Genomic DNA, 23130 nt, shown 5'->3' on the forward strand with positions numbered 1-23130 from the left:
CGTGAGAAGGCAGGCGAGCGTGGCCGGACCCTCAGCTGTCACCGGAGAACGGCAGCGGCCGAAGGCCCCGGCCCGCCCGCCGCGGCCTTCCCCCGGCCGCCGCCTTCCCTCCCCCCGGCTGCTGCTCGCCGTCGCCGTCCTCGTGACGGTCCTGGGCGGGGGAGTCGTCTGGCTCCTTTACGGCTCGGAGTGGCTGCGCGTGGAGCGCGTGACGACTTCGGGGACCCAGGTGCTGACCCCGGAACAGGTGCTCGACGCCGCGTCCGTTCCGGTCGGCGCACCACTGATTTCCGTCGACACCGAGGCGATTGAGGACCGGTTGCGGCGACAACTGCCCCGTATCGACTCCGTTGACGCGGTGCGTTCCTGGCCGCACGGAATCGCGCTGAAAGTGACCGAACGCAAGCCGGTTCTGCTCCTTGAAAAGGACGGCAAGTTCGTCGAAGTGGACGCGGAAGGCGTGCGGTTCGCGACTGTCACGAGCGCCCCGAAGAACGTACCGAAGCTGCAATTGACCGCCGACCGCTCGCCGAGTCTGCATCGCTTCGGCATCGACCGGCTGCTCGTCGAAGCGGTGGAAGTGGCCCGCGACATCCCGCCGGCGGTGGCCTCCCGTACCCGCACCATGGAAGTGCGTTCATATGACTCCATCTCCCTGGAGTTGAGCGACGGACGGACCGTCGACTGGGGAAGCAGCGAGAAGGGTGAGTCGAAGGCCGCCGCGTTGACCGCGCTGATGAAAGCGGCTCCGGATGCCGGTCACTTCGATGTGAGCGCCCCCACTTCCCCTGCCGTATCAGGGAGTTGACGCACATAGGTGCTGGCCAGCACCCTGGTTGGTCAGCGCAACGGCTGATCACATAGGGTGAAAAGAAAAACGGGAGGTTCGGCGTGTTCGTTGAACGCGCGCCACTTGTCGACTTAGTGTCCTGTTCGGAAGGGTCAGACAAAGACCAGCAACAGACGCACTGGTAACCCTAAACTTCAGCGTTAGGGTTCGGGTCGGCGCTCGGACCGTCCCAATTCGGCATCAGTCGTCGCTCGCTCGACCGGCGAGGCGACGCACGTAACTCGAGGCGAGAGGCCTTCGACGTGGCAGCACCGCAGAACTACCTCGCAGTCATCAAAGTCATCGGTGTCGGCGGCGGTGGTGTCAATGCCATCAACCGGATGATCGAGGTCGGTCTCAAGGGTGTCGAGTTCATCGCCATCAACACCGACGCGCAAGCCCTGTTGATGAGCGACGCCGACGTCAAGCTCGACGTCGGCCGTGAACTCACCCGCGGACTCGGCGCCGGCGCCAACCCCGCCGTCGGCCGCAAGGCCGCAGAAGACCACCGTGAGGAGATCGAGGAGGTCCTCAAGGGGGCCGACATGGTCTTCGTCACCGCCGGCGAAGGCGGCGGCACCGGCACAGGCGGCGCACCCGTCGTCGCCAACATCGCCCGCTCGCTCGGCGCCCTCACCATCGGTGTGGTCACCCGGCCGTTCACCTTCGAGGGGCGCCGGCGTGCCAACCAGGCGGAGGACGGCATCGCCGAACTCCGCGAAGAGGTCGACACCCTCATCGTCATCCCCAACGACCGCCTGCTGTCCATCTCGGACCGCCAGGTCAGCGTCCTGGACGCGTTCAAGTCCGCGGACCAGGTGCTGCTCTCGGGTGTCCAGGGCATCACCGACCTCATCACCACGCCCGGCCTGATCAACCTGGACTTCGCGGACGTCAAGTCCGTGATGTCCGAGGCGGGTTCGGCGCTCATGGGCATCGGCTCGGCGCGCGGCGACGACCGCGCGGTGGCCGCCGCGGAGATGGCGATCTCCTCGCCGCTCCTCGAGGCGTCCATCGACGGCGCCCGCGGTGTGCTGCTCTCCATCTCCGGCGGCAGCGACCTCGGTCTCTTCGAGATCAACGAGGCCGCCCAGCTGGTGAGCGAGGCCGCGCACCCCGAGGCCAACATCATCTTCGGCGCGGTCATCGACGACGCGCTCGGCGACGAGGTCCGGGTCACGGTCATCGCGGCCGGCTTCGACGGCGGCCAGCCGCCGGCGAAGCGGGACAACGTGATCGGGGCATCCTCGACCAAGCGCGAGGAGCCGACCCCGGCACGCACCGACTCCCGCCCCGCGTTCGGCGGCCTCGGCAGCGTGACCCCGCGCGAGGAGACCTCGGCACCCGAGCCGGTCGCGGAGGCCAAGCCGGCCGACGCCCCGGCCGCGCCGATCGCCCCGCCGCAGGTCCCGCCGGCCCGTCCCTACCAGGACACCCAGGCCGAGGAGCTGGACGTACCGGACTTCCTGAAGTGACACCGGTACCCATAGCGGCACAGCACGATCTCGTGAGCGGCGCCCACTTTGCCTTCACCAATCGGTGGGGCGGGGTGAGCGCCGTTCCGTACGAGCAGCTCAACCTGGGCGGCGCGGTCGGGGACGACCCCGCTGCCGTACTCCGCAATCGCGAACTCGCCGCCCGGTCCCTGGGTTTCGGCCCCGACCGGGTCGTCTGGATGAACCAGGTGCACGGCAAGGACGTCGCCGTCGTCGACGGGCCCTGGGGCGCCGACACGGAAATCCCTTCCGTGGACGGTGCGGTGACCGCACGCCGGGGCCTGGTCCTGGCGGTCCTCACCGCCGACTGCACTCCCGTACTTCTCGCCGACCCCGCCTCCGGTGTCATCGGCGCCGCGCACGCGGGCCGGCCGGGAATGGTGGCCGGGGTGGTGCCCGCGACCGTCGAGGCGATGGCGAAGCTGGGCGCCGAGCCCGGCCGGATCATCGCGCGCACCGGCCCCGCCGTGTGCGGCCGCTGCTACGAAGTCCCCGCCGACATGCGCGCGGACGTCGCGGCCGTGGAGCCCGCGGCGTATGCGGAGACCAGCTGGGGAACCCCGGCGGTCGACGTCACGGCCGGGGTGCGGGCCCAGTTGGAGCGGCTGGGAGTACGCGACTTCGTCGGCTCCGATGTGTGCACCCGGGAATCCGCCGACCACTTCTCGTACCGCCGCGACCGTACGACGGGCCGGCTCGCAAGCTATGTCTGGCTGGACTGATACGACATGACCGACCGTAAGGCCGAACTCGCAGCAAACCTCGCAGAGGTGGAGAAGCGGATCGCGGCCGCGTGTGCGGCGGCGGGCCGCGCACGCGAGGAAGTGACCCTCATCGTGGTCACCAAGACCTTCCCCGCGAGCGATGCCCGTCTCCTGTCCGAACTCGGTGTACGCCATGTCGCGGAGAACAAGGACCAGGACGCGGCCCCCAAGGCGGCCGCCTGTGCGGACCTTCCGCTGCAGTGGCACTTCGTCGGGCAGCTGCAGACCAACAAGGTCCGTTCCGTGGTGGGTTACGCGGATGTCGTGCAGTCGGTGGACCGGGCGAAGCTGGTGACCGCGCTGTCGACCGCGGCCGTGCGCGCGGAACGTGAAGTGGGCTGCCTGATCCAGGTCGCGCTCGACGCCGAAGTGGGCGGGCGAGGGGACCGCGGTGGCGTAGCCCCGGATGGAATCGAGGAGTTGGCGACGCTTGTCGCGGAATCTCCCGGATTGCGGCTCGACGGACTGATGACCGTCGCTCCGCTCGCAGGACCGTACGCCGGTGAACAACTCAAGGCGTTCAAGCGGCTGATGGATTTGTCGACTGACCTGCGCAGCGCTCATTCGGCTGCGAACATGGTCTCGGCAGGGATGAGCGCGGACCTCGAACAGGCCGTAGCGGCAGGGGCGACACATGTACGCGTCGGCACTGCGGTACTCGGAGTCCGACCCCGGCTCGGGTAACGTCGCCAAGAAGTCGGACCACAGCAGAAAATATGGTGATTCTCGCAGATCAGCGGGGATATCCGGTGGATCGTGGGCACTTGGCGGCGCCGGCGTATCCACCTCAGAGCGGAGGACTCAGAGCATGGCCGGCGCGATGCGCAAGATGGCGGTCTACCTCGGCCTCGTGGAGGACGACGGTTACGACGGCCGGGGCTTCGACCCCGATGACGAGTTCGAACCCGAGCTGGACCCCGAGCCGGAGCGGGACCGCAGGCGGCACGAGCCGTCGCGTGAACTGCACCGGGAGGAACCGGAGCGAAAGGTACAAACTCCCGCACCGCGGGCGCCTATTTCATCCTCGGTCCCGGTCGCGGCCGGGGGTTCGAGTGCGCTTTCGGCTGAAATCGGGCGTCCCGCTCGTATTGCCCCCGTGGCATCCATCACACCTGAACGTCAGAGCCTGGAGAAGAACGCGCCGGTGATCATGCCCAAGGTTGTGTCCGAGCGGGAGCCGTACCGCATCACGACGTTGCACCCTCGGACCTACAACGAGGCCCGTACCATCGGGGAACACTTCCGTGAGGGCACTCCGGTGATCATGAATCTGACGGAGATGGACGACACGGACGCGAAGCGTCTGGTGGACTTCGCCGCCGGTCTGGTCTTCGGACTGCACGGCAGCATTGAGCGGGTGACGCAGAAGGTGTTCCTGCTGTCTCCTGCTAACGTCGATGTCACGGCGGAGGACAAGGCCCGCATCGCAGAGGGCGGGTTCTTCAACCAGAGCTGAGACGCAGTACCGGCAGAACACGAACAGCACGAGACACAGGGGAGAGGGAAGCGCGAGTCATGAGCGTTGTCTGGAATGTGCTCTATATCGCGTTGACGTTGTTTCTTGTGGTGCTGATCTTCCGGTTGGTCATGGACTACGTCTTCCAGTTCGCCCGCTCATGGCAACCCGGCAAGGCGATGGTGGTCGTTCTGGAGGCCACCTACACTGTCACTGATCCACCGCTCAAGCTTCTGCGGCGGTTCATTCCGCCGCTGCGTCTCGGGGGCGTGGCGCTCGACCTGTCCTTCTTCGTGCTGATGATCATCGTCTACATCCTGATCTCCGTTGTGAGCCGGCTGTGAGCACGATGTCTATTACGGTCTTGCCGAATGCCGACGACTACGTTGAGGTGAAGAGATGCCGTTGACCCCCGAGGACGTGCGGAACAAGCAGTTCACGACTGTCCGCCTCCGAGAAGGCTATGACGAGGACGAGGTTGATGCCTTCCTCGACGAGGTCGAGTCCGAACTGACCCGCCTGCTCCGCGAGAACGAGGACCTGCGCGCCAAGCTGGCCGCCGCGACGCGTGCCGCCGCGCAGAACCAGCAGCAGGGCATGCGCAAGCCCCCGGAGCCGCAGGACCAGCGCGGTCCGGGTGCCCCCGTGCCCGCCGGCATATCGGGCCCGCCGCAGCAGATGGGCGGCCCCATGGGGGGTCCGCCGCAGCTGCCGAGCGGTGCCCCGCAGCTTCCGGCAGGCCCGAGCGGACATGGTCCGCAGGGCGGCCACGGTCCGCAGGGTGGCCACGGCCCGCAGGGTCCCGGCCAGATGCAGGGCGGCCCCATGGGCGGTCCGATGGGTGGCCCGATGGGCAACCACGGTCCGCAGATGCCGCAGCCCGGTCAGGGCCCCGGCGGCGACAGCGCCGCGCGCGTGCTCTCGCTGGCGCAGCAGACGGCCGACCAGGCGATCGCGGAGGCCCGCAGCGAGGCCAACAAGATCGTGGGCGAGGCGCGTTCGCGTGCCGAGGGCCTCGAGCGTGACGCCCGTGCCAAGGCCGACGCCCTGGAGCGGGACGCGCAGGAGAAGCACCGCGTCGCGATGGGCTCCCTGGAGTCCGCCCGCGCCACGCTCGAGCGCAAGGTCGAGGACCTGCGCGGCTTCGAGCGCGAGTACCGCACGCGTCTGAAGTCCTACCTGGAGTCGCAGCTGCGTCAGCTGGAGACCCAGGCCGACGACTCGCTGGCTCCGCCGCGGACCCCGGCGACCGCTTCGCTGCCGCCGTCGCCGTCGATGCAGCCGGCCGGTGCGGGTGCGCCCTCCATGGGCGGCCACACCATGGGCGGTCAGCAGTCGATGGGCGGCCAGCAGTCCATGGCCGGTGCGCCTTCGTACGGTGGTCAGCAGCAGATGTCGCCGGCGATGACCCAGCCGATGGCGCCGGTGCGGCCGCAGGCTCCGCAGCCGATGCAGCAGGCTCCCTCGCCGATGCGCGGGTTCCTGATCGACGAGGACGACAACTGACAGGCTGTACGCGCCTGATGTGCGCGTAGCCGTCGGCGGCTGGTAGGGCCGGGCCCCGGGGATACCCCCGGGGCCCGGCCCTTTTGTATGCCTGGAGCTGTGCAGTTGTGCGGCGGTACGGATCGCCGAAGCGGCGACGGCCATGGATCCACCGGATCGGGTGGCGGTGAGGCGTGGGTTGCCGCGGATGCCCGCACTTTGCGGGCGCTACGGAGCCAGGGTGCGAAGGACGCAGAACTCGTTGCCCTCCGGGTCGGCCATGACCACCCAGTTGCGGTCCGCGCCCTGGCCCACGTCGGCTCTGGTGGCGCCGAGGCCGACCAGCCTGGTCACCTCGTCCTCGGTGCTGCGGTCGATCGGGCTGACGTCGATGTGCAGCCGGTTCTTCACGGCCTTGCCCTCGGGCACCTTGACGAAGAACACGGTGGGCGGCATCTGACTGGCCCGCACTCCCTCGACGGTCGGCTCCCAGGAACCGATCTCGACCTGGTCCTCGCTCCGGTCGATCACCTTGAAGTCCAGGACCGCGCACCAGAAGGCCGCCTGGCGCTCCGGATCGTGGCAGTCGATGCCCAGCTCGGTGAATCTGCTTGCCATGACTCTCCCCTGTCGTGCGGACGAGGGTTCAGGGTAGGTGCCCGTGCGACCGGCGAGGAGGGAGATCACGAACTTCCTGGGTACAACGCCGGGCGGGCCGGGCGCACGGTCATCGACCGTGCGCCCGGCCCGCCCGGGTGGGGTGGCTGGGGGCTACGCCTGCGACTTGCGCAGGCGGAAGGCCAGGCCCAGGGCCTCGTCCTTGAACGTCTCGCCGAACGAGTCGTCCGCCTCGCCCTCGGCGTAGTCCACGGCCAGGACCTCGTCCGCGATGAGGTCGGCGTGCTCGTCGAGGGCCGCGGTCATGGCCTCGTCCGTGGACGACCAGCGCACCGCGATGCGGTCCGCGACGTCGAAGCCACTGTTCTTGCGGGCCTCCTGGATCAGGCGGATCGCGTCACGGGCCAGGCCCGCGCGGCGCAGCTCCTCGCTGATCTCCAGGTCGAGCGCGACCGTGGCGCCGGACTCCGAGGCCACCGACCAGCCCTCGCGCGGGGTCTCCGTGATGAAGACCTCGTCGGGGGTCAGGGGCACGGTCTCGCCGTTGACCTCGACGGTCGCCGTGCCTTCGCGGAGCGCGAGGGACAGGGCCGCCGCGTCCGCGTTCGCGACCGCCTTGGCCACGTCCTGGACGCCCTTGCCGAAACGCTTGCCGAGCGCACGGAAGTTGGCCTTCGCCGTCGTGTCGACCAGCGAGCCGCCGACCTCCGAGAGTGACGCCAGGGACTGGACGTTGAGCTCCTCGGTGATCTGCGCCCGCAGTTCCTCGCCGAGCTGCTCGAAGCCGACCGCGGCGATCAGCGCACGGGACAGCGGCTGACGGGTCTTGACGCCGGACTCGGCACGCGTGGCGCGGCCGAGCTCCACCAGACGGCGGGCGAGCAGCATCTGCTGCGAAAGCGACGGGTCCACAAGGGACTTGTCGGCTTCCGGCCAGGTCGACAGGTGGACCGACTCCGGGGCCCCCGGCGTGACCGGCACCACCAGGTCCTGCCAGACCCGCTCGGTGATGAACGGGGTCAGCGGGGCCATCAGGCGCGTGACCGTCTCGACGACCTCGTGCAGCGTGCGCAGCGCGGCCTTGTCGCCCTGCCAGAAGCGGCGGCGCGAGCGGCGCACGTACCAGTTGGAGAGATCGTCGACGAAGGACGACAGGAGCTTGCCGGCGCGCTGGGTGTCGTACGCCTCAAGGGCCTCCGTCGTCTGCTCGACGAGCTGGTTGAGCTCGGAGAGCAACCAGCGGTCCAGGAGCGGACGTTCGGCCGCGGCCGGGTCGGCGTCCGAGGGGGCCCACTTCGACGTACGGGCGTACAGGGCCTGGAAGGCGACCGTGTTCCAGTACGTGAGGAGGGTCTTGCGGACGACCTCCTGGATCGTGCCGTGGCCCACGCGGCGCGCGGCCCACGGGGAACCGCCGGCCGCCATGAACCAGCGCACCGCGTCGGCGCCGTGCTGGTCCATCAGCGCGATGGGCTCCAGGGTGTTGCCCAGGTGCTTGGACATCTTGCGGCCGTCCTCGGCGAGGATGTGGCCGAGACAGACCACGTTCTCGTACGAGGACTTGTCGAAGACGAGCGTGCCGACCGCCATCAGCGTGTAGAACCAGCCGCGCGTCTGGTCGATGGCCTCCGAGATGAACTGCGCCGGGTAGCGCGACTCGAAGAGCTCCTTGTTCTTGTGCGGGTAGCCCCACTGCGCGAACGGCATCGAACCCGAGTCGTACCAGGCGTCGATGACCTCCGGGACGCGCACGGCCGTCCGCGTACAGCCGTCGTGCTTGCACGTGAAGGTGACGTCGTCGATGTACGGGCGGTGCGGGTCGAGGTCCGACTGGTCGGTGCCGCTCAGCTCGGAGAGCTCGCCGAGGGAGCCGACGCAGGTGAGGTGGTTCTCCTCGCAGCGCCAGATCGGCAGCGGGGTGCCCCAGTAGCGGTTGCGGGACAGGGCCCAGTCGATGTTGTTGTTCAGCCAGTCGCCGAAGCGGCCGTGCTTGACGGAGTCCGGGAACCAGTTGGTCTTCTCGTTCTCCTCGAGGAGGCGGTCCTTGACCGCGGTGGTGCGGATGTACCAGGACGGCTGCGCGTAGTAGAGCAGCGCGGTGTGGCAGCGCCAGCAGTGCGGGTAGCTGTGCTCGTACGGGATGTGCTTGAAGAGCAGGCCGCGGGCCTGCAGATCTTCCGTGAGCTTCTCGTCGGCTTTCTTGAAGAAGACGCCGCCGACCATCGGGACCTCGGGGGCGAAGGTGCCGTCGGGCAGCACCGGGTTCACCACCGGCAGGTCGTACGCCTTGCAGACCAGGAGGTCGTCGGCGCCGAACGCGGGGGACTGGTGGACCAGACCCGTACCGTCCTCGGTCGTGACGTACTCGGCGTTGACGACGAAGTGCGCCGGGGCCGGGAACTCCACGAGCTCGAACGGACGTTGGTAGTTCCAACGCTCCATTTCGGCGCCCGTGAAGGTCTGGCCGGTGGCCTCCCAGCCCTCGCCCAGGGCCTTCGCGAGCAGCGGCTCGGCGACCACGAGCCGCTCGGTGCCGTTCGTCGCCACGACATAGGTGACGTCGGGGTGCGCGGCGACCGCCGTGTTGGACACCAGGGTCCAGGGGGTCGTCGTCCAGACCAGGAGAGCGGCTTCGCCCGCCAGAGGTCCGGAGGTGAGGGGGAAACGGACGAAGACCGACGGGTCGACGACCGTCTCGTAGCCCTGCGCGAGCTCGTGGTCGGACAGACCCGTGCCGCAGCGGGGGCACCAGGGGGCCACGCGGTGGTCCTGGACCAGGAGGTCCTTGTCGAAGATCTCCTTCAGGGACCACCAGACCGACTCGACGTACTCCGGGTCCATGGTGCGGTAGGCGTCGTCGAGGTCGACCCAGTAGCCCATGCGCGTGGTGAGGTCGGTGAAGGCGTCGGTGTGCCGGGTCACGGACTCGCGGCACTTGGCGTTGAACTCGGCGATGCCGTACGCCTCGATGTCCTTCTTGCCGTTGAAGCCGAGCTCCTTCTCGACGGCGAGCTCGACGGGCAGGCCGTGGCAGTCCCAGCCGGCCTTGCGGCCCACGTGGTAGCCGCGCATGGTGCGAAAGCGCGGGAAGACGTCCTTGAAGACGCGGGCCTCGATGTGGTGGGCACCCGGCATGCCGTTGGCCGTCGGCGGGCCCTCGTAGAACACCCACTCGGGGCGTCCCTCGGACTGCTCGAGGCTCTTCGCGAAGATCTTCTGCTCGCGCCAGAAGTCGAGCACCGCGTGCTCGAGGGCGGGCAGGTCGACCTGGGCGGGTACCTGCTGGTACTGCGTCATCTGTCGTCCTCCGGCGGATGTGCTGCCTTCCGTCGGAGGGACGAGTGCCTGCAGCTCTTGGCGCAGGGCTCCCGCGGTACCACCCTCCTTGGCCCCCCGGCGTGCGCCGACGGACCCCCTCATTGGGGTCGCGATGCCGGGTCTACTCGCCGCTGCCCTCGCTGCTCGCGTCCGGCTGCGGCTTTCTTCCGGCGGCTCCGGGGTGATCTTCACGCTCGCGCTCGCCCCCGGGCTCACACCGTCCCCGGGTCGCTCCTGGCTGCGTACGGACGCTACTCGTCCCCATCGATGCCTTTTCGCAGTGCCCAGTGTACGGGGCCCGGGGCCGCTCGGCCGACCGGTTTTCGGGCTCCGGACGGGCGTCGGGGAAGGATCGGCAGGTGGGCGTGGAGTGACCCGAATGCCACACGGCGCCTTGTGGGGATCCGGCCGGAGCACAGTCGCGGATTACGGGGCGGGGAGCTGGGCACAACCGATGCAGACCCGTCGCGTGGGTGGCGCGGGACGGGTGGATCGGGCGGCGTGCCCCGTTGCCGCGGGCCTGGAGTCGATTTATCGTCCCAGCACGATTCGCGAGCAAGATCACAATATGTGAAGGGGCCGCGGCCATGGTGGCGAAAAAGACCGCCGAACAGCATTCGGCGTCGAGTAGATCCACTTCCGCGGCGAAGGACGTGAGCGGCAAGAAGTCGACCGCGGCCGCGGCACCTCGTACGGACAAGGCGGCGACGTCGGACAAGGCGGTGAAGTCGACGGCGGCGGTGAAGAAGACCGCGGCCAAGAAGACCGCAGTGAAGACGACGGCCGCGAAGACGACGGCCGCGAAGACCGGGACGGCGAAGAAGTCGGCCGCGAAGAGCACGGCCGCGAAGAAGAGCACCGCGCAGGCGGGCGCCGCGAAGAAGACCGCGGCGAAAGCTCCTGCGAAGAAGGCCGTGGCCAAGAAGACCGCGGCCAAGAAGGCGGCGGTCAAGAAAGCCCCGGCGAAGAAGGCCGTGGCCGAAAAGGCGTCGGTGGAGGAGACCGTGGACGCGGGGGCCGTGGCCGAGGCGGCGGTGGAGGAAAAGGCCGCGGTGAAGGCGGCGGTCAGGAAAGCGCCGGCCAAGAAGGCGGCGGCCAGTAAGGCGCAGAGCAAGCCGGACAGCAGCGAACAGGCCGCGAAGCAGACAGGAGCCAGGTCGGTGGGTGCGAAGAAGGCTGTGAAGACTGTCGAGACGGTCGCCTCGGGCAAGGGCGGTGGTGCGGTGCCCAAGGCGCGCGCCGTGGCGGCCGAGCCCGGTGTGCTCGCCGTCCGTCCCGGGGAGGACCCGTGGACACCCGAGGAGGTGACCGAGGCGCGTACCGAACTGCAGTCGGAGATCCTGCGGCTGCGCTCGGAGATCGCCTCCTCCGAGGAGGCGCTCGCCGGTCTGATGCGCGACTCGGGCAACGGTGCCGGTGACGACGACGCCGACACCGGCAGCAAGAACATCACGCGCGAGCACGAGATGGCGCTCGCGAACAATGCGCGCGAGATGCTGGAGCAGAGCGAGCGGGCCCTGGAGCGGCTCGACGCGGGGACGTACGGACTGTGCGAGAGCTGCGGGAATCCGATCGGCAAAGCTCGGATGCAGGCCTTCCCGCGGGCGACCCTGTGCGTGGAGTGCAAGCAGAAGCAGGAACGCCGCAACTGAGTCTCGGACGCCGCAGGTATGTGTCGTACCCTCGTGCTCAGTCAGGCATCTAGGTTGAGGGACTCACGTGGCAGAGGCGGAGAGCATCATCGGTACGCCGGATGTTGAGGGCGCGGAGCCGGAGCAGGATCCGCAGGCCGAGGGAGTCCAGGGGGACGAGAAGGCGGCCAAGGGCAGCCGCAAGATCGTGGCGCTCTTCACGGTCGCCGCGGTCGCCTATGCGCTCGACCTGATCAGCAAGATGATCGTGGTCGCCAAGCTGGAGCACCACGAGCCGATCGAGATCATCGGCGACTGGCTGCGCTTCGAGGCGATCAGGAACGCGGGTGCGGCGTTCGGGATGGGCCAGGCCTTCACCGTGATCTTCACGTGTATCGCCGCCGCCGTGATCGTGGTGATCGTCCGGCTCGCCCGCAAGCTCTACAGCCTGCCCTGGGCCATCGCGCTCGGTCTGCTGCTCGGTGGTGCGCTCGGCAACCTCACGGACCGCCTGTTCCGGGCGCCCGGTGTCTTCGAGGGGCATGTCGTCGACTTCATCGCGCCCAAGAACTTCGCGGTGTTCAACCTCGCGGACTCGGCGATCGTCTGCGGCGGCATCCTGATCGTGATCCTGTCCTTCAAGGGCCTCGACCCGGACGGGACCGTACACAAGGACTGACGGCACATGGCACGAGGACTGAGGCCTCCGGCCTCCTCCTTCGGGCCCTGGGACCGCTGCGGACGAGGAGTCCGCGGCGGTCCGTCATACTTTCCAGGTGAGTACACACCCCGAGACCCGCAGTCTGCCCGTACCCGACGGCCTTGAGGGCGAGCGCGTCGACGCCGCCATCTCGCGCATGTTCGGCTTCTCCCGCACCAAGGCGGCCGAGCTGGCTGCTGCCGGAAAGGTGCAGGTCGACGGGGCTGTGGTCGGGAAGTCCGAGCGGGTGCACGGGGGCGCCTGGCTCGAGGTCGAGATGCCGCAGGCCGCCGCGCCCGTGCAGGTCGTGGCCGAGCCCGTCGAGGGCATGGAGATCGCGTACGACGACGACGACATCGTCGTGATCGTGAAGCCCGTGGGCGTGGCCGCGCATCCGTCGCCGGGCTGGACCGGGACCACCGTGATCGGCGGCCTCGCGGCGGCCGGCTACCGGATCTCGACGTCCGGTGCGGCCGAGCGGCAGGGTGTGGTGCACCGGCTCGACGTCGGTACGTCGGGCCTGATGGTGGTCGCCAAGTCGGAACGCGCGTACACCTCGCTGAAGCGGCAGTTCAAGGAGCGGGTGCCGGAGAAGCGGTACCACACGCTGGTGCAGGGACACCCGGACCCGCTGAGCGGCACGATCGACGCCCCCATCGGGCGGCATCCGCAGCACGACTACAAGTGGGCCGTCACGGCCGACGGCAAGCCGTCGGTGACGCACTACGACCTGATCGAGGCCTACCGGTCTGCCTCGCTGCTCGACGTGAAGCTGGAGACCGGCCGTACGCACCAGATCCGGGTCCATATGTCGGCTCATCGACACCCGTGCGTGGGCGATCTGACCTACGGCGCCGACCCGACCCTCGCCAAGCGCCTCGGGCTCACCCGGCAGTGGCTGCATGCCGTGAAGCTCGGCTTCGAGCACCCCGGTGACGGACAGTGGGTCGAGTTCGAGAGCGGGTACCCGGCCGATCTGCAGAAGGCGCTCGACCTGATCGCGGCGGAGACGTACCGGTGAGTTCGCAGGGCGGGGACGCGCGTTTCGTCGTACGCGAGGCCGTGGCCGACGAGGACCGTGCGGCGTGCTTCCTCGTACGCAAGGAGGTCTTCGTGGGCGAGCAGGGTGTGCCCGAGGAGATCGAGTACGACGCGTACGACGCCGGGGCCGTCCATGTCCTCGCAGTCCGTACCGAGGACGGGCGGCCGCTCGGGACCGGGCGCCTGCTGTTCGGCGCGGCCGGGATCGCCAAGACCGGTGACGCCGCGGTCGGTTCGCTCGGCCGGCTCGCGGTGGCGAAGCCCGCGCGGGGGCTCGGGGTCGGGGTCGCGCTGGTGCGGGCCATCGAGGAGTGCGCCGCCGCGCGAGGGCTCACCGCGGTGGATCTGCACGCCCAGACCCATGCGCTGGGGTTCTACGAGCGGCTCGGGTACGAGGTGTACGGGCCGGAGTTCCTGGACGCGGGGATTGAGCATCGCGCGATGCGGCGGGCCTTGAACGGGCGGTGAGGCGGGGGTTCGGACGCGTCATGCGGCGGGCGTTGGGGGCATAGCCGGACGGCTCGTCCTGGGGCCGGGCATGAATGTCCGGTTTGCGTGGCACCCTTGGGGGCACGTGATCTTGGCGTGTGACCGGAGGCCCCGTGGAACAGTTGGCGTTGCTTTTCGTGCTGCTGCTCGGCGCCGTGGTCAGTGTGCCGGTCGGGGAGCGGCTGAAGTTGCCGGCGCCCGTCCTGATGACGCTCGCCGGGATCGTTCTCGCGTTGCTGCCGTTCGTGCCCAACGTGGAGATCAACCCGGACTACATCCTGCCGCTGGTGCTGCCGCCGCTCCTGTACGCCGCCGTGCAGCGGACCTCCTGGCGGCAGTTCGCGGCCAATCTCCGGCCGATCCTGCTGCTCGCCGTGGCGCTGGTGTTCGTCACCACCGCGGCCGTCGCCCTGGTGGCCAACGCCCTGGTGCCCGGCCTTCCGCTCGCCGCCGCGCTCGCGCTCGGGGCGCTGGTCGCACCTCCCGACCCGGTGGCCGCGACCGCGGTCGCCGGTCAACTCGGGCTGCCGAGACGGCTGGTGTCGATCCTCGAAGGGGAGGGGCTCTTCAACGATGTGACGGCGATCGTGCTCTACCACGTGGCCATCGCCGCCGCCGTCAGCGGAACCTTCTCGCTGCCCCAGGCCGCCCTCGAACTCGTGCTCTCGGCCGTCGTCGCCGTCGCGGTGGGGGTGGCGCTCGGCTGGGCGACCAACAAGCTGATCGGGTTGCTCGGGGACGCCACCTTGCAGGTGGGCCTCACACTGCTCGTGCCGTTCGTCTCGTACGTGGCGGCCGAGGAGTTGAAGGGCTCGGGGGTGCTGGCCGTCCTGGTGACCGCGCTGTTCATCGCCGAACACGCCGCGGACGCCGACGACGTGATGGGGCGTCTGGTCAACCGCAGCTTCTGGGAGATCGTCGACACCCTCGTCACCGGGATCGCCTTCGGCCTGATCGGCCTCGAACTGCACAACGCGATCTCGGCCGCCTCCGGCCGCTGGGTGGAATGGAGCGGCTGGGCCGCCGCCATCGTCGGGGTGGTCGTGTTCGTTCGTCTGCTGTGGCTGCTGCCGGCGACCTGGCTGGCGAAGAAGCTGCACGACCGGCGCGATTACGACGAGGAGATCCCCGTCAGCTGGCGCGAGACCGTCGTCATGTGGTGGTCGGGCATGCGCGGTGTGGCATCGGTCGCGCTTGCCCTGGCCATTCCGCTGAAAATGGACGACGGTTCGCCGTTCCCCGGGCGGGACGAGATCGTGTTCATCGCGTTCGGCGTCATCATGGCCACCCTCGTATGCCAGGGTCTGACGCTGCCCTGGCTGGTGAAGAAGCTCGGGGTCGAGGCGGACGCCGAGGCCGAGGACGCCTTCGAGGTGGAGCTGGCGCTGCGGGCCACCAAGGCGGCGAAGGCGCGGCTCAAGGAGATCGAGGCCGTCGAGGAGCTTTCCCAGGACTCGATGGACCAACTGATGCGCGCAGCCCTCGACATCGGGATGCGGATCAACCCCGACATGCTCGACGACCACCGCAAGGAGCACTTCGCCGAGCGGGCCGCCAAGATGAAGCGGATGCGCTCCATCCGGGGCGAGATGCTGTCGGCCGCCCGGCACGAAGTGCTCTCCGCGCGCAGCGAACCCGGCGCCGATCCGGAGATCGTCGACCGGGTGCTGCGGCATCTCGACGTACGCAGTCTGCGGTGAGCCGTCGGGGCTCGCTGCCTAGCCCCGGCCCGTCCTCGGGGCCGTACCGTCCGGTGCCGCGTGGTCCAGGGCACCGTTCGGCGGCGGGGTCGCGAAGGCCGTCATGATGCGGGGCAGGGCGTAGGGGTGGTGGTCGGCGAGCCAGCCGACGAGCTGTTCGCGGATCGTCACCCGTACCGTCCAGATGTCGTCCGCGTCCTTGGCCGTGGCCAGGGCGCGGACCTGGATCGTGGTGGGCGTGGTGTCGGTGACCGCGAGCCCCCAGTCACGGCCGTCCCAGGCCGGGCATTCGCGCAGGATGTCGTGGAGCTTCTCGCGCATCGCGGACACCGGGGCCATGTGGTCGAGGTGGAAGAAGACCGTTCCGGTCATCTGGGCGCCGCCGCGGGACCAGTTCTCGAAGGGCTTCGAGGTGAAGTACGAGACCGGCATGGTGATCCGGCGCTCGTCCCACGTACGTACGGTCAGAAAGGTCAGGGTGATCTCGTCGACCGTTCCCCATTCGCCGTCCACCACCACCGTGTCGCCGAGCCGCACCATGTCGCCGAACGCGATCTGGAAGCCGGCGAAGAGATTGCCCAGCGTGGACTGGGCCGCGATGCCCGCGACGATGCCGAGCACACCGGCCGAGGCCAGCATGGACGTGCCGACCGTGCGCATCGCCGGGAAGGTCAGCAGCATCGCGGCGACGGCCACCACGGCGACCACCGCGGTGACCACGCGCATGATCAAGCTCACCTGGGTGCGGACCCTGCGGAGCCTGGCCGGGTCGTGGCTGCGGGACGCGTAGTGCGCGTAACTCGACTCGACGACCGCCGCGGCGATCCGGACCACGAGCCAGGCGCAGGCTCCGATCAGGACCAGGCTGAGCGTCCGGCCGATGCCCGCGGAGTGGTCCTCGAGTACTTCGGCCTTTTCGTACGTCCCCCTCAAGAGTGCGACGAGCAGCACACATTGCAGCGGTAGCCGGCAACGGCGCAGCAGCCCCCACAGCGGAGTCTCCGTGTGGCGGGCGTCGGTACGGCGCAGGAGGCGGTCGACGAGCCAGCCGATGGCCAGCGTGATGACGACCGCGGCGCCGATGACGATCAACGGGCGCAGCACGTTCTCCATGCCTCCGAGGGTAGGTGGCACGATGGCCTCATGAACATCATGCTTTTCCATTCGGTCTACGGCCTGCGCCCTGCTGTACATCAAGCCGCCGGCCGGCTGAGGGCTGCCGGGCATGAGGTGCAGGTACCCGATCTTTACGACGGCAAGACCGCGGAGAGCGTCGAGGACGCCATGAAGATCAAGGACGAGATCGGCAAGGACGAGTTGCTGCGCCGGGCCGTCGCCGCCTCCGCACCGTACTCCGAGAGCGGTCTTGTCTACGCCGGTTTCTCACTCGGTGCGGCGCTGGCGCAGAACGTCGCCCTGGCCGACGACAAGGCCCGCGGTCTGCTGCTGCTGCACGGCACATCGGACATCGCCGATGACGCCTCCGCGGACGATCTGCCGGTGCAGCTGCACGTGGCCGACCCCGATGCCTTCGAGCCGGAGGACTGGCAGAACGCCTGGTACCTGCGGATGCGCCGGGCCGGCGCCGATGTCGAGGTCTTCCGCTACCGGGGTGCCGGGCACCTCTACACGGACCCGGACCTGCCGGACTACGACGCCGAGGCGGCGGACGCGACCTGGAAGACGGCGCTGGGATTCCTCGAGACGCTCTGACCCGGACGGGCGCGCAGCGCTTCCCGGTCGTCCGCGGCACGGAAGCGTCCTAGTCGCGCCGGCACGTGCCCGACGGCGCGGAGGCGGGCGGGTAGCACTGCAGCTCGAAGTCCGCGGAGCGGGTGCTGATGTAGCGGCCGGCGCACTGGTTCCTGTCCGTCAGGCCCCGCTCGGCGCAGTACGACAGGGCGGCGCGGCCGTCGGGGAACGGGCCGGTGTAGAAGACCCAGAAACCCGGCCTGAGCGACGCGTAGTCATCGCTGAGCACATACGTCGTCCCCGGCACCGTCCCCCGCAGTTTCGCGAGGCGCCGATCGCGCACCGCCTCGCCGCTCGAAGACGGCTCGGAGTACAGCATCGCCACCCACTGCCCGGCCTCCGGGATCGCGCCCGGCGAACTGGACGGCGGCGGAGTGCTGGAGGGCGGGCGCGTGGTGGGCGGCTTGCCGGAGGGGTCCTCGGACTCGGACGCCGGGGGAGCGCCGGTGCCGGTGCCCTCGTTCTTGCCCTGACCGCCGTTGCCGTCGTCCCCGTCGCCGCGCAGTGCGAAGACCAGAGCCGTGGCCGCCACCACCGCCACGGCCACTGCCACGACCGCGACGATCACCGGCGTACGGCCGGACGAGCGCGGTGGTGCGGGCAGCACGGTGGGGGACGGGTCCGGGCGTGGATCGTCGGGCCGCGGAGGCGCCGGCGGGGCGGGCGCCGTCAGGGTCGGCCGCTCGGACCACTGGGGTGTCCGCCCCGCCTCGACCTCGGCCAGCATCGCGTCGAGCCGCGCCGCATCCGGCCGCGCCGCCGGATCCCGTACGAGAAGGGCCTCGAGCACCGGGGCCAGGGGGCCCGAACGCACCGGCGGGACCGGCTCGTCGAGTACGGCGGCCAGAGTGGCCAGCGTCGTGGCCCGGCGCAGCGGGGAGACGCCCTCCACCGCCACGTACAGGACAAGGCCGAGCGACCACAGGTCGGAGGCCGGGTCGCTGTCCGTGCCGCGGATGCGCTCGGGGGCCATGAACTCGGGGGAGCCGACCATCTCGCCGGTCTGGGTGAGGGCCGTGGAGCCCTGGAGGGCGGCGATGCCGAAGTCCGTGAGGACGGCCGAACCGTCTGCGCGCAGCATGACGTTGGCCGGCTTCACATCCCGGTGCTGGATCCCGGCCGCGTGCGCGGCCCGCAGCGCGGAGAGCACCTGGCGCCCGATCCGGGCGATCTCCGGCGATGTCAACGGCCCCTGGGACAGGCGGTCCTGGAGAGTGGCGCCCGGCAGCAGCTCCATCACGATCCAGGGGTGGGCATGTCCGCCGGGCTCCAGGATCTGGTGGATCGTCACCACATGCGGATGGCTGAGCCGGGCGAGCGCCCGGGCCTCGCGCAGGACGCGCTCGCGCAGCATGGTGTTCCGTTCGATGAACGCCGGGTCCACGGGCCGGACTTCCTTGAGTGCCACCTCGCGGTCCAGGGCGGTGTCGCGGGCGCGCCAGACCGTCCCCATGCCGCCGCTGCCGAGCCGTTCGATGAGCTCGAAGCGGTCGTCGATGATCTGGCCTGGCGCACTCATGCCGCCGGTTCCCCCTCTGCCCCGTGTGTCGCAGCTCAGAGTAGAGGGGGACGTTCCGCGGCGTGCGGCGGGTTCCGTCAGTCGGTACGCGCCATGCGGCGGGTTCCGTCAGGCGCGGTACGCGGCCCAGCTGTCCTGCATGCGCTTGGCCTGGCCCGCGGTGAACTGGTACATGCAGTTGTCGTACGTGTAGTCCATGAAGTTGTGGATCGGGTCCACGCCCGGCTTGCGGGTGCAGCTGTCCTGGCCCTCGGGGCACTGGTAGGCCGGGGCCTTCTCGGCGGCGGTGTCGTCCACGTAGTCGCCGTTGCCGTTACAGCCGCCCTGGAACGTGTGGTAGAGCCCCATCCAGTGGCCGACCTCGTGGGTGGCGGTGTCGCCCTCGTTGTAGTTGGCCGCCGAGCCGCCCGGCAGCGAGGAGTCGAGGACGACCACACCGTCGTCCGACGGGTTGGAGTTGTACGAGGACGGGAAGGTGGCCCAGCCGAGCAGGCCGCCGCCCAGCTTCGCGGTGTAGAAGTTGAGGGCGTTCGCGCCGCCCTTGCGCAGAGAGGACTTCATCTGCTTCTCGGCGGTGGAGCCCGGCTGGATGCCGTTGTACCAGGTCGCGTTGTTCGTGTAGTCCGTGCCGGCGAGCGTGAACTGGAAGCCGGAGTCGGCGTTTCCGGTGCCCTGGCCGCCGAAGCCCGCGTTCAGAACCGCCATCTGGTTGCTGATGTCGGTGGCCGTGAGCTTGCCGGTGTCGCCGTCGTGGACGATGTGGAAGTACACCGGGATGCTGGTCGCGGCCGCCGTGGTGGAGCGCTGACCGCTCGCGCGCAGGCGGTCGAGTCTGCGCTGCAGATCCGCGTCCATGGCCTGCGCCTTGGCCGCGCTGACCTCGTTGGGCTCGTCCGCGTGGGCGGCGCCGGCCTTGGTCTCGCGGGCGGCGCCGAGGTGGGTGTCCTCGCACTCCTCGGCCTGGGGCGACGGGCTTGCCGTGGCGGCTCCGCTCGGGGCGGAGAGCGGGGCCAGCATCAGGGTTCCGGCCACCAGGGCCGTGGAGAGCAGCCGTACCCGCGTACGGGTCGATATGCGTGCAAGAGCGAACAAGGCGAACTCCTCGCGGACGCGAACAGCGAGGAACTTCCTCGCTGCCGCGGGGACATTACGTGGCCATGTCAGATCTTGAGGAGGAGGGATCTGGACCAATGAATCGTCTGGTGAATCGGGCCAAGCGGGAGAAAAACTTCTGTGCTGTCCGGGGTTTGAGATGAGACAGCAACAAGAGGAGTCACCGGGGCGGGTGGTGTGTCCGGATTCGGAACCCTGGATTCACCACCCGCCGTGACGGTGTGATCCGCCGGTAACACGCGGCCGGGTGGCCGGAATTGGACGGCGCCGGCGTAGTCGGCCGACCTTGTGGGCCGATTCAGGCGACCGGCTTGTCCGCCCGCTCGATCCGCTGCGTGCCGCTCGCCGTACGGTACGAACGTGCCCACCGCGCCGACGCGTTGGCGTCCGTCTTGTCGGAGAGCACGTAGTAGTCCATCTGCGTCCGTGCGGCCGTCACATCGAGGACGCCGTACCCGTGGCTGTCCATGTCCAGCCACTTCACATGGCGGTTGGCCGCCTTGATCGCACCGGCCGCGACCAGCGACACGGTCTGCGGGGCCACGCCCAGGATGTCGTCGATGTTGTCGGAGGTCACCGAGGTGACCACGAACTCCGTCGCTGCGGACTTCGAGAAGGGGTACGTGGCGGCCCTCACCGGCACGTCATTGGCCCACGCCATGTGGATGTCGCCGGTCAGGAAGACCGTGTCCTGGATGGCGTGGTCCGTGAGGTGTGCGAGCAGTTCGCGGCGGTCGTCGGTGTAGCCGTCCCACTGGTCGACGTTGACCGCGAGGCCCTCCTTCGGCAGACCGAGCAACTCCGCGAGCGGGCCGAGGAGATGGGCCGGTACGGAACCGAAGGCCATCGGCGAGATCATCACCGAGGTGCCGACCAGCTTCCACCGCGCCTGCGACTGGGAGAGCCCCTGCTTCAGCCAGTCCAGCTGGGCGCGGCCGGTGATCGTACGCTCCGGGTCGTCCACGGCACCGCTGCCGACGCCCGCCTGCTGGGAGCGGAAGGAGCGCAGATCGAGCAGGTGCAGGTCGGCCAACTGCCCGTAGCGGATACGGCGGTAGACCGTCCCCTCGGTCGCCGGCCGCACCGGCATCCACTCGAAGTAGGCCTGCTTGGCGGCCTGCACGCGAGCGGCGTAGGGGCCTTCGCTGCCGGGGCTGTGATTCTCCGCTCCGCCGGACCAGGCGTCGTTGGCCACCTCGTGGTCGTCCCAGATCGCGATCACCGGGTGGCGCGCCTGGACGGCCTGCAGATCGGCGTCCGTCTTGTATGTGCCGTGCCGCAGCCGGTAGTCGGCGAGCGTCAGGATCTCGTGCGCCGGCTTCTGGGCGCGCAGGACCTGGTCCGTCTCGGGGTAACCGCCGCTCGCGTACTCGTAGATGTAGTCGCCGAGGTGCAGCACCGCGTCCAGGTCCTGCCGGGCGGCGAGATGGCGGTACGCCGAGAAGTAGCCCGCCTCGTAGTTGGCGCAGGATACGACGCCGAAGCGCACGTTCCCGGCGCTCACGTCGTACGCGGGGGTGGTGCGGGTGCGGCCGATCACGGAGGTCACGGAACCCGCCGTGAAGCGGAACCAGTAGTCGGTGGCGGGCCGCAGGCCGCGCACATCGGCCTTGACCGTGTGGTCGGACGCGGCCCGCGCGGTCACCGTGCCCTGCGCGACGGTCCGGGTGAACGCCTTGTCCTCGGCGAGCTCCCAGTGCACGTCGGTGTCGGGGCCGAGCCCGGACCCGGGCTCGGCCCCGGGTATCGGCGTGACACGGGTCCACAGCAGGACGCCGTCGGGCAGGGGGTCGCCGGAGGCCACACCGTGCAGGAAGGCGGGCGGCTCGGCGGCGTGCGCGGGCAGGGCCCCGGCCGCGAGGGGTGCGGCGACGGCGACGGTCGCGGCGGCCTTGACGACCGTACGGCGACGGGGAGTTGAGGCGGAGGAGGGCTCGTGGGAAGCCTGGAGTCTACTGGTCACGAGCGATGAGATTACTGATCAGTAAGCGTCAAGAGCGGGCGAACCGTGAAAGTTCGCCCGCTCTTAACGGATTGGCCTGATGCCGGCCGGAGTTACTTCGTCACGCCCGCGGACTTCAGCGCGGCGTCCCAGGCCGCCTTGTCCGAAGGCGTCTCGATCTTCTTGTCGTTGATCTTGATGGTGGGCGTGCCCGTGACGTCCTTGGCGCTCTGGAAGGAGTCGCTCATCTTCATCGCCCAGGGGTCGTAGGTGCCGTTCCTGACGTCGTTCTGGAAGTCCTTGTTGTTCTTCAGACCGTCGACCGTGTCGGCCACCTTGATCAGGTAGTCGTCCTTGGCGAACTCGTCGGCGGACTCCTCGGGGTGGTACTCCTTCGAGTACAGCGCCGCCTTGTAGTCGAGGAACGCCTCGGGGCTGACGTTCAGGGCGGCGCCCAGCGCGCTCAGCGCGTTCTTGGAGCCCTCGCCGGAGAGGTTGCCGTCGAGGAAGGTGCCGATGGTGAAGGACAGCTTGTAGTCGCCGTTCTCCATGCCCTTGTCGATGTCCGCGCCGATGGCCTGCTCCATCGAGGCGCAGGCGGGGCAGCGCGGGTCCTCGTAGAGGTGGACGGTGTTCTTCGCGGCGTCGCCGATCGTGACCGTCGTGCCGTTCTTGCCGGAGGTGTTCGCCGGGGCGATCACCTTGGCCTCGGCGGCCTTGTCCCAGCCGGAAGGCTCGTTGGCCTGCATGATCAGATAGCCGGCCCCGGCGGCCACGGCGAGGACACCGACGATGCTCGCCCCGACGATGATCTGCCGGCGTGCCTTGTCCTTCTTGGCCTGCCGTTCGCGTTCGACGCGCAGCCGCTCGCGGGCCGCGGCCTTGTTCGCCTGACTGTTGCGCTTGCTCATGACTCGATCTCCGTAAAAGGGTGGAATGCGCTTTACCGATGGCTCAGACAGCAGCCGGGCAAGGCGGACCACGCCGGCCCACACAGTGGGCGATGAGCAGCGGAGACAGGGGGCGCGTCTGCTGGGCGGCGCGCACGACGCGTCGTACGGGGGTCGGCCGCGTGGCGACCGCGGCCACCGCGATCCGCAGCGGACGGAACGCCACCGCGACCATGGCGCGCACCAGCTGGGCGAAGGCCCGTTCGCCGCGGCGCAGCCAGGCCGCGGCGCCCAGACCGATCACGACATGGGCCGCGAGCAGGATCCAGGCGGAGGACGGATCGGCGGAGGCGAGCAGTTCGGCGGCCGGCTTGTGGCCGGCGCCCG

General features: G+C 69.4%; 20 protein-coding genes and 1 pseudogene. 13 read left to right on the forward strand and 8 right to left on the reverse strand.

Annotated elements, in window-relative coordinates; translation table 11 throughout:
- Positions 1 to 19 precede the first annotated feature (19 nt).
- From ABT367_RS25105 to ABT367_RS25135, 7 genes are all read left to right on the forward strand, one after another.
- Positions 20 to 808: a cell division protein FtsQ/DivIB gene (locus ABT367_RS25105; protein WP_352255347.1), complete on the forward strand. Its 789-nt coding sequence runs from the start codon at positions 20 to 22 to the stop codon at positions 806 to 808.
- Positions 809 to 1092: 284 nt separating this feature from the next.
- Entirely contained in the window at positions 1093 to 2304 is a 1212-nt protein-coding gene (gene ftsZ, locus ABT367_RS25110; protein ID WP_352255348.1) for a cell division protein FtsZ, read from the forward strand.
- A 32-nt stretch (positions 2305 to 2336) separates the two neighbouring features.
- A complete protein-coding gene (pgeF, locus tag ABT367_RS25115) occupies positions 2337 to 3047 on the forward strand; it encodes a peptidoglycan editing factor PgeF (RefSeq protein ID WP_434975528.1) in 711 nt (236 codons plus the stop codon).
- Positions 3048 to 3053: 6 nt separating this feature from the next.
- Positions 3054 to 3773: a YggS family pyridoxal phosphate-dependent enzyme gene (locus ABT367_RS25120; RefSeq protein WP_352255349.1), complete on the forward strand. Its 720-nt coding sequence runs from the start codon at positions 3054 to 3056 to the stop codon at positions 3771 to 3773.
- A 124-nt stretch (positions 3774 to 3897) separates the two neighbouring features.
- Positions 3898 to 4545: a cell division protein SepF gene (locus ABT367_RS25125; protein WP_165335536.1), complete on the forward strand. Its 648-nt coding sequence runs from the start codon at positions 3898 to 3900 to the stop codon at positions 4543 to 4545.
- 59 nt (positions 4546 to 4604) lie between these two features.
- Positions 4605 to 4889, forward strand: a complete 285-nt coding sequence (locus ABT367_RS25130; protein WP_165335537.1) for a YggT family protein — start codon at positions 4605 to 4607, stop codon at positions 4887 to 4889.
- Positions 4890 to 4944: 55 nt separating this feature from the next.
- Complete coding sequence (locus ABT367_RS25135) at positions 4945 to 6051, forward strand: DivIVA domain-containing protein (protein WP_352255350.1); 1107 nt, start codon at positions 4945 to 4947, stop codon at positions 6049 to 6051.
- Between the two features lie 207 nt (positions 6052 to 6258).
- Here ABT367_RS25135 and ABT367_RS25140 read toward each other — a convergent pair whose 3' ends face one another.
- Positions 6259 to 6648 carry a VOC family protein gene (locus ABT367_RS25140; RefSeq protein WP_352255351.1) on the reverse strand — a complete coding sequence of 130 codons (390 nt, stop codon included), beginning with the start codon at positions 6646 to 6648 and terminating at the stop codon, positions 6259 to 6261.
- Between the two features lie 153 nt (positions 6649 to 6801).
- Positions 6802 to 9945: an isoleucine--tRNA ligase gene (ileS, locus tag ABT367_RS25145; protein ID WP_352255352.1), complete on the reverse strand. Its 3144-nt coding sequence runs from the start codon at positions 9943 to 9945 to the stop codon at positions 6802 to 6804.
- Positions 9946 to 10553: 608 nt separating this feature from the next.
- Between ileS and ABT367_RS25150 the strand changes: the two genes are divergently transcribed.
- From ABT367_RS25150 to ABT367_RS25170, 5 genes are all read left to right on the forward strand, one after another.
- Positions 10554 to 11618 (forward strand): TraR/DksA family transcriptional regulator, encoded by a 1065-nt coding sequence (locus ABT367_RS25150; protein WP_352255353.1) that lies wholly within the window; start codon positions 10554 to 10556, stop codon positions 11616 to 11618.
- 67 nt (positions 11619 to 11685) lie between these two features.
- Complete coding sequence (gene lspA, locus ABT367_RS25155) at positions 11686 to 12276, forward strand: signal peptidase II (RefSeq protein ID WP_352255354.1); 591 nt, start codon at positions 11686 to 11688, stop codon at positions 12274 to 12276.
- Between the two features lie 97 nt (positions 12277 to 12373).
- Positions 12374 to 13318: an RluA family pseudouridine synthase gene (locus tag ABT367_RS25160; protein WP_352255355.1), complete on the forward strand. Its 945-nt coding sequence runs from the start codon at positions 12374 to 12376 to the stop codon at positions 13316 to 13318.
- Positions 13315 to 13806: a GNAT family N-acetyltransferase gene (locus ABT367_RS25165; protein ID WP_352255356.1), complete on the forward strand. Its 492-nt coding sequence runs from the start codon at positions 13315 to 13317 to the stop codon at positions 13804 to 13806. The genes ABT367_RS25160 and ABT367_RS25165 overlap by 4 nt, the downstream gene beginning before the upstream one ends.
- A 134-nt stretch (positions 13807 to 13940) precedes the next feature.
- Positions 13941 to 15527, forward strand: a complete 1587-nt coding sequence (locus ABT367_RS25170) for a Na+/H+ antiporter (RefSeq protein ID WP_352255364.1) — start codon at positions 13941 to 13943, stop codon at positions 15525 to 15527.
- An 18-nt stretch (positions 15528 to 15545) separates the two neighbouring features.
- Here the strand turns inward: ABT367_RS25170 and ABT367_RS25175 are convergent, their stop codons facing one another.
- Positions 15546 to 16640 carry a mechanosensitive ion channel family protein gene (locus ABT367_RS25175; RefSeq protein WP_352255357.1) on the reverse strand — a complete coding sequence of 365 codons (1095 nt, stop codon included), beginning with the start codon at positions 16638 to 16640 and terminating at the stop codon, positions 15546 to 15548.
- A gap of 30 nt (positions 16641 to 16670) precedes the next feature.
- Here ABT367_RS25175 and ABT367_RS25180 point away from each other — a divergent pair, with 30 nt between their 5' ends.
- Positions 16671 to 17240: a dienelactone hydrolase family protein gene (locus tag ABT367_RS25180; protein WP_352255358.1), complete on the forward strand. Its 570-nt coding sequence runs from the start codon at positions 16671 to 16673 to the stop codon at positions 17238 to 17240.
- Positions 17241 to 17289: 49 nt separating this feature from the next.
- Here ABT367_RS25180 and ABT367_RS25185 read toward each other — a convergent pair whose 3' ends face one another.
- The 5 genes and pseudogenes from ABT367_RS25185 to ABT367_RS25205 form a co-directional block, all read right to left on the reverse strand.
- Complete coding sequence (locus ABT367_RS25185) at positions 17290 to 18798, reverse strand: serine/threonine-protein kinase (protein WP_352255359.1); 1509 nt, start codon at positions 18796 to 18798, stop codon at positions 17290 to 17292.
- Positions 18799 to 18906: 108 nt separating this feature from the next.
- Positions 18907 to 19890, reverse strand: coding sequence for a zinc metalloprotease (locus tag ABT367_RS25190; protein ID WP_352255360.1), 984 nt, complete (start codon positions 19888 to 19890; stop codon positions 18907 to 18909).
- A 319-nt stretch (positions 19891 to 20209) separates the two neighbouring features.
- Entirely contained in the window at positions 20210 to 21874 is a 1665-nt protein-coding gene (locus tag ABT367_RS25195) for an alkaline phosphatase D family protein (protein WP_352255361.1), read from the reverse strand.
- 92 nt (positions 21875 to 21966) lie between these two features.
- Positions 21967 to 22764 (reverse strand): thioredoxin domain-containing protein, encoded by a 798-nt coding sequence (locus tag ABT367_RS25200; protein ID WP_352255362.1) that lies wholly within the window; start codon positions 22762 to 22764, stop codon positions 21967 to 21969.
- Positions 22765 to 22807: 43 nt separating this feature from the next.
- Positions 22808 to 23130 (reverse strand): annotated as a pseudogene (locus tag ABT367_RS25205) (hypothetical protein); the annotation flags it as partial.

This window comes from Streptomyces mesophilus, assembly GCF_040300965.1.
GTDB classification, from domain to species: domain Bacteria; phylum Actinomycetota; class Actinomycetes; order Streptomycetales; family Streptomycetaceae; genus Streptomyces; species Streptomyces mesophilus_A.

Coding starts and splice junctions, on each gene's coding strand:
- ABT367_RS25120 (WP_352255349.1), top strand. CDS start 3,054: ATGACCGACCGTAAGGCCGAACTCGCAGCAAACCTCGCAGAGGTGGAG.
- ABT367_RS25125 (WP_165335536.1), top strand. CDS start 3,898: ATGGCCGGCGCGATGCGCAAGATGGCGGTCTACCTCGGCCTCGTGGAG.
- ABT367_RS25130 (WP_165335537.1), top strand. CDS start 4,605: ATGAGCGTTGTCTGGAATGTGCTCTATATCGCGTTGACGTTGTTTCTT.
- ABT367_RS25135 (WP_352255350.1), top strand. CDS start 4,945: ATGCCGTTGACCCCCGAGGACGTGCGGAACAAGCAGTTCACGACTGTC.
- ABT367_RS25140 (WP_352255351.1), bottom strand. CDS start 6,648: ATGGCAAGCAGATTCACCGAGCTGGGCATCGACTGCCACGATCCGGAG.
- ileS (WP_352255352.1), bottom strand. CDS start 9,945: ATGACGCAGTACCAGCAGGTACCCGCCCAGGTCGACCTGCCCGCCCTC.
- ABT367_RS25150 (WP_352255353.1), top strand. CDS start 10,554: ATGGTGGCGAAAAAGACCGCCGAACAGCATTCGGCGTCGAGTAGATCC.
- ABT367_RS25175 (WP_352255357.1), bottom strand. CDS start 16,640: ATGGAGAACGTGCTGCGCCCGTTGATCGTCATCGGCGCCGCGGTCGTC.
- ABT367_RS25180 (WP_352255358.1), top strand. CDS start 16,671: ATGAACATCATGCTTTTCCATTCGGTCTACGGCCTGCGCCCTGCTGTA.
- ABT367_RS25185 (WP_352255359.1), bottom strand. CDS start 18,798: ATGAGTGCGCCAGGCCAGATCATCGACGACCGCTTCGAGCTCATCGAA.
- ABT367_RS25200 (WP_352255362.1), bottom strand. CDS start 22,764: ATGAGCAAGCGCAACAGTCAGGCGAACAAGGCCGCGGCCCGCGAGCGG.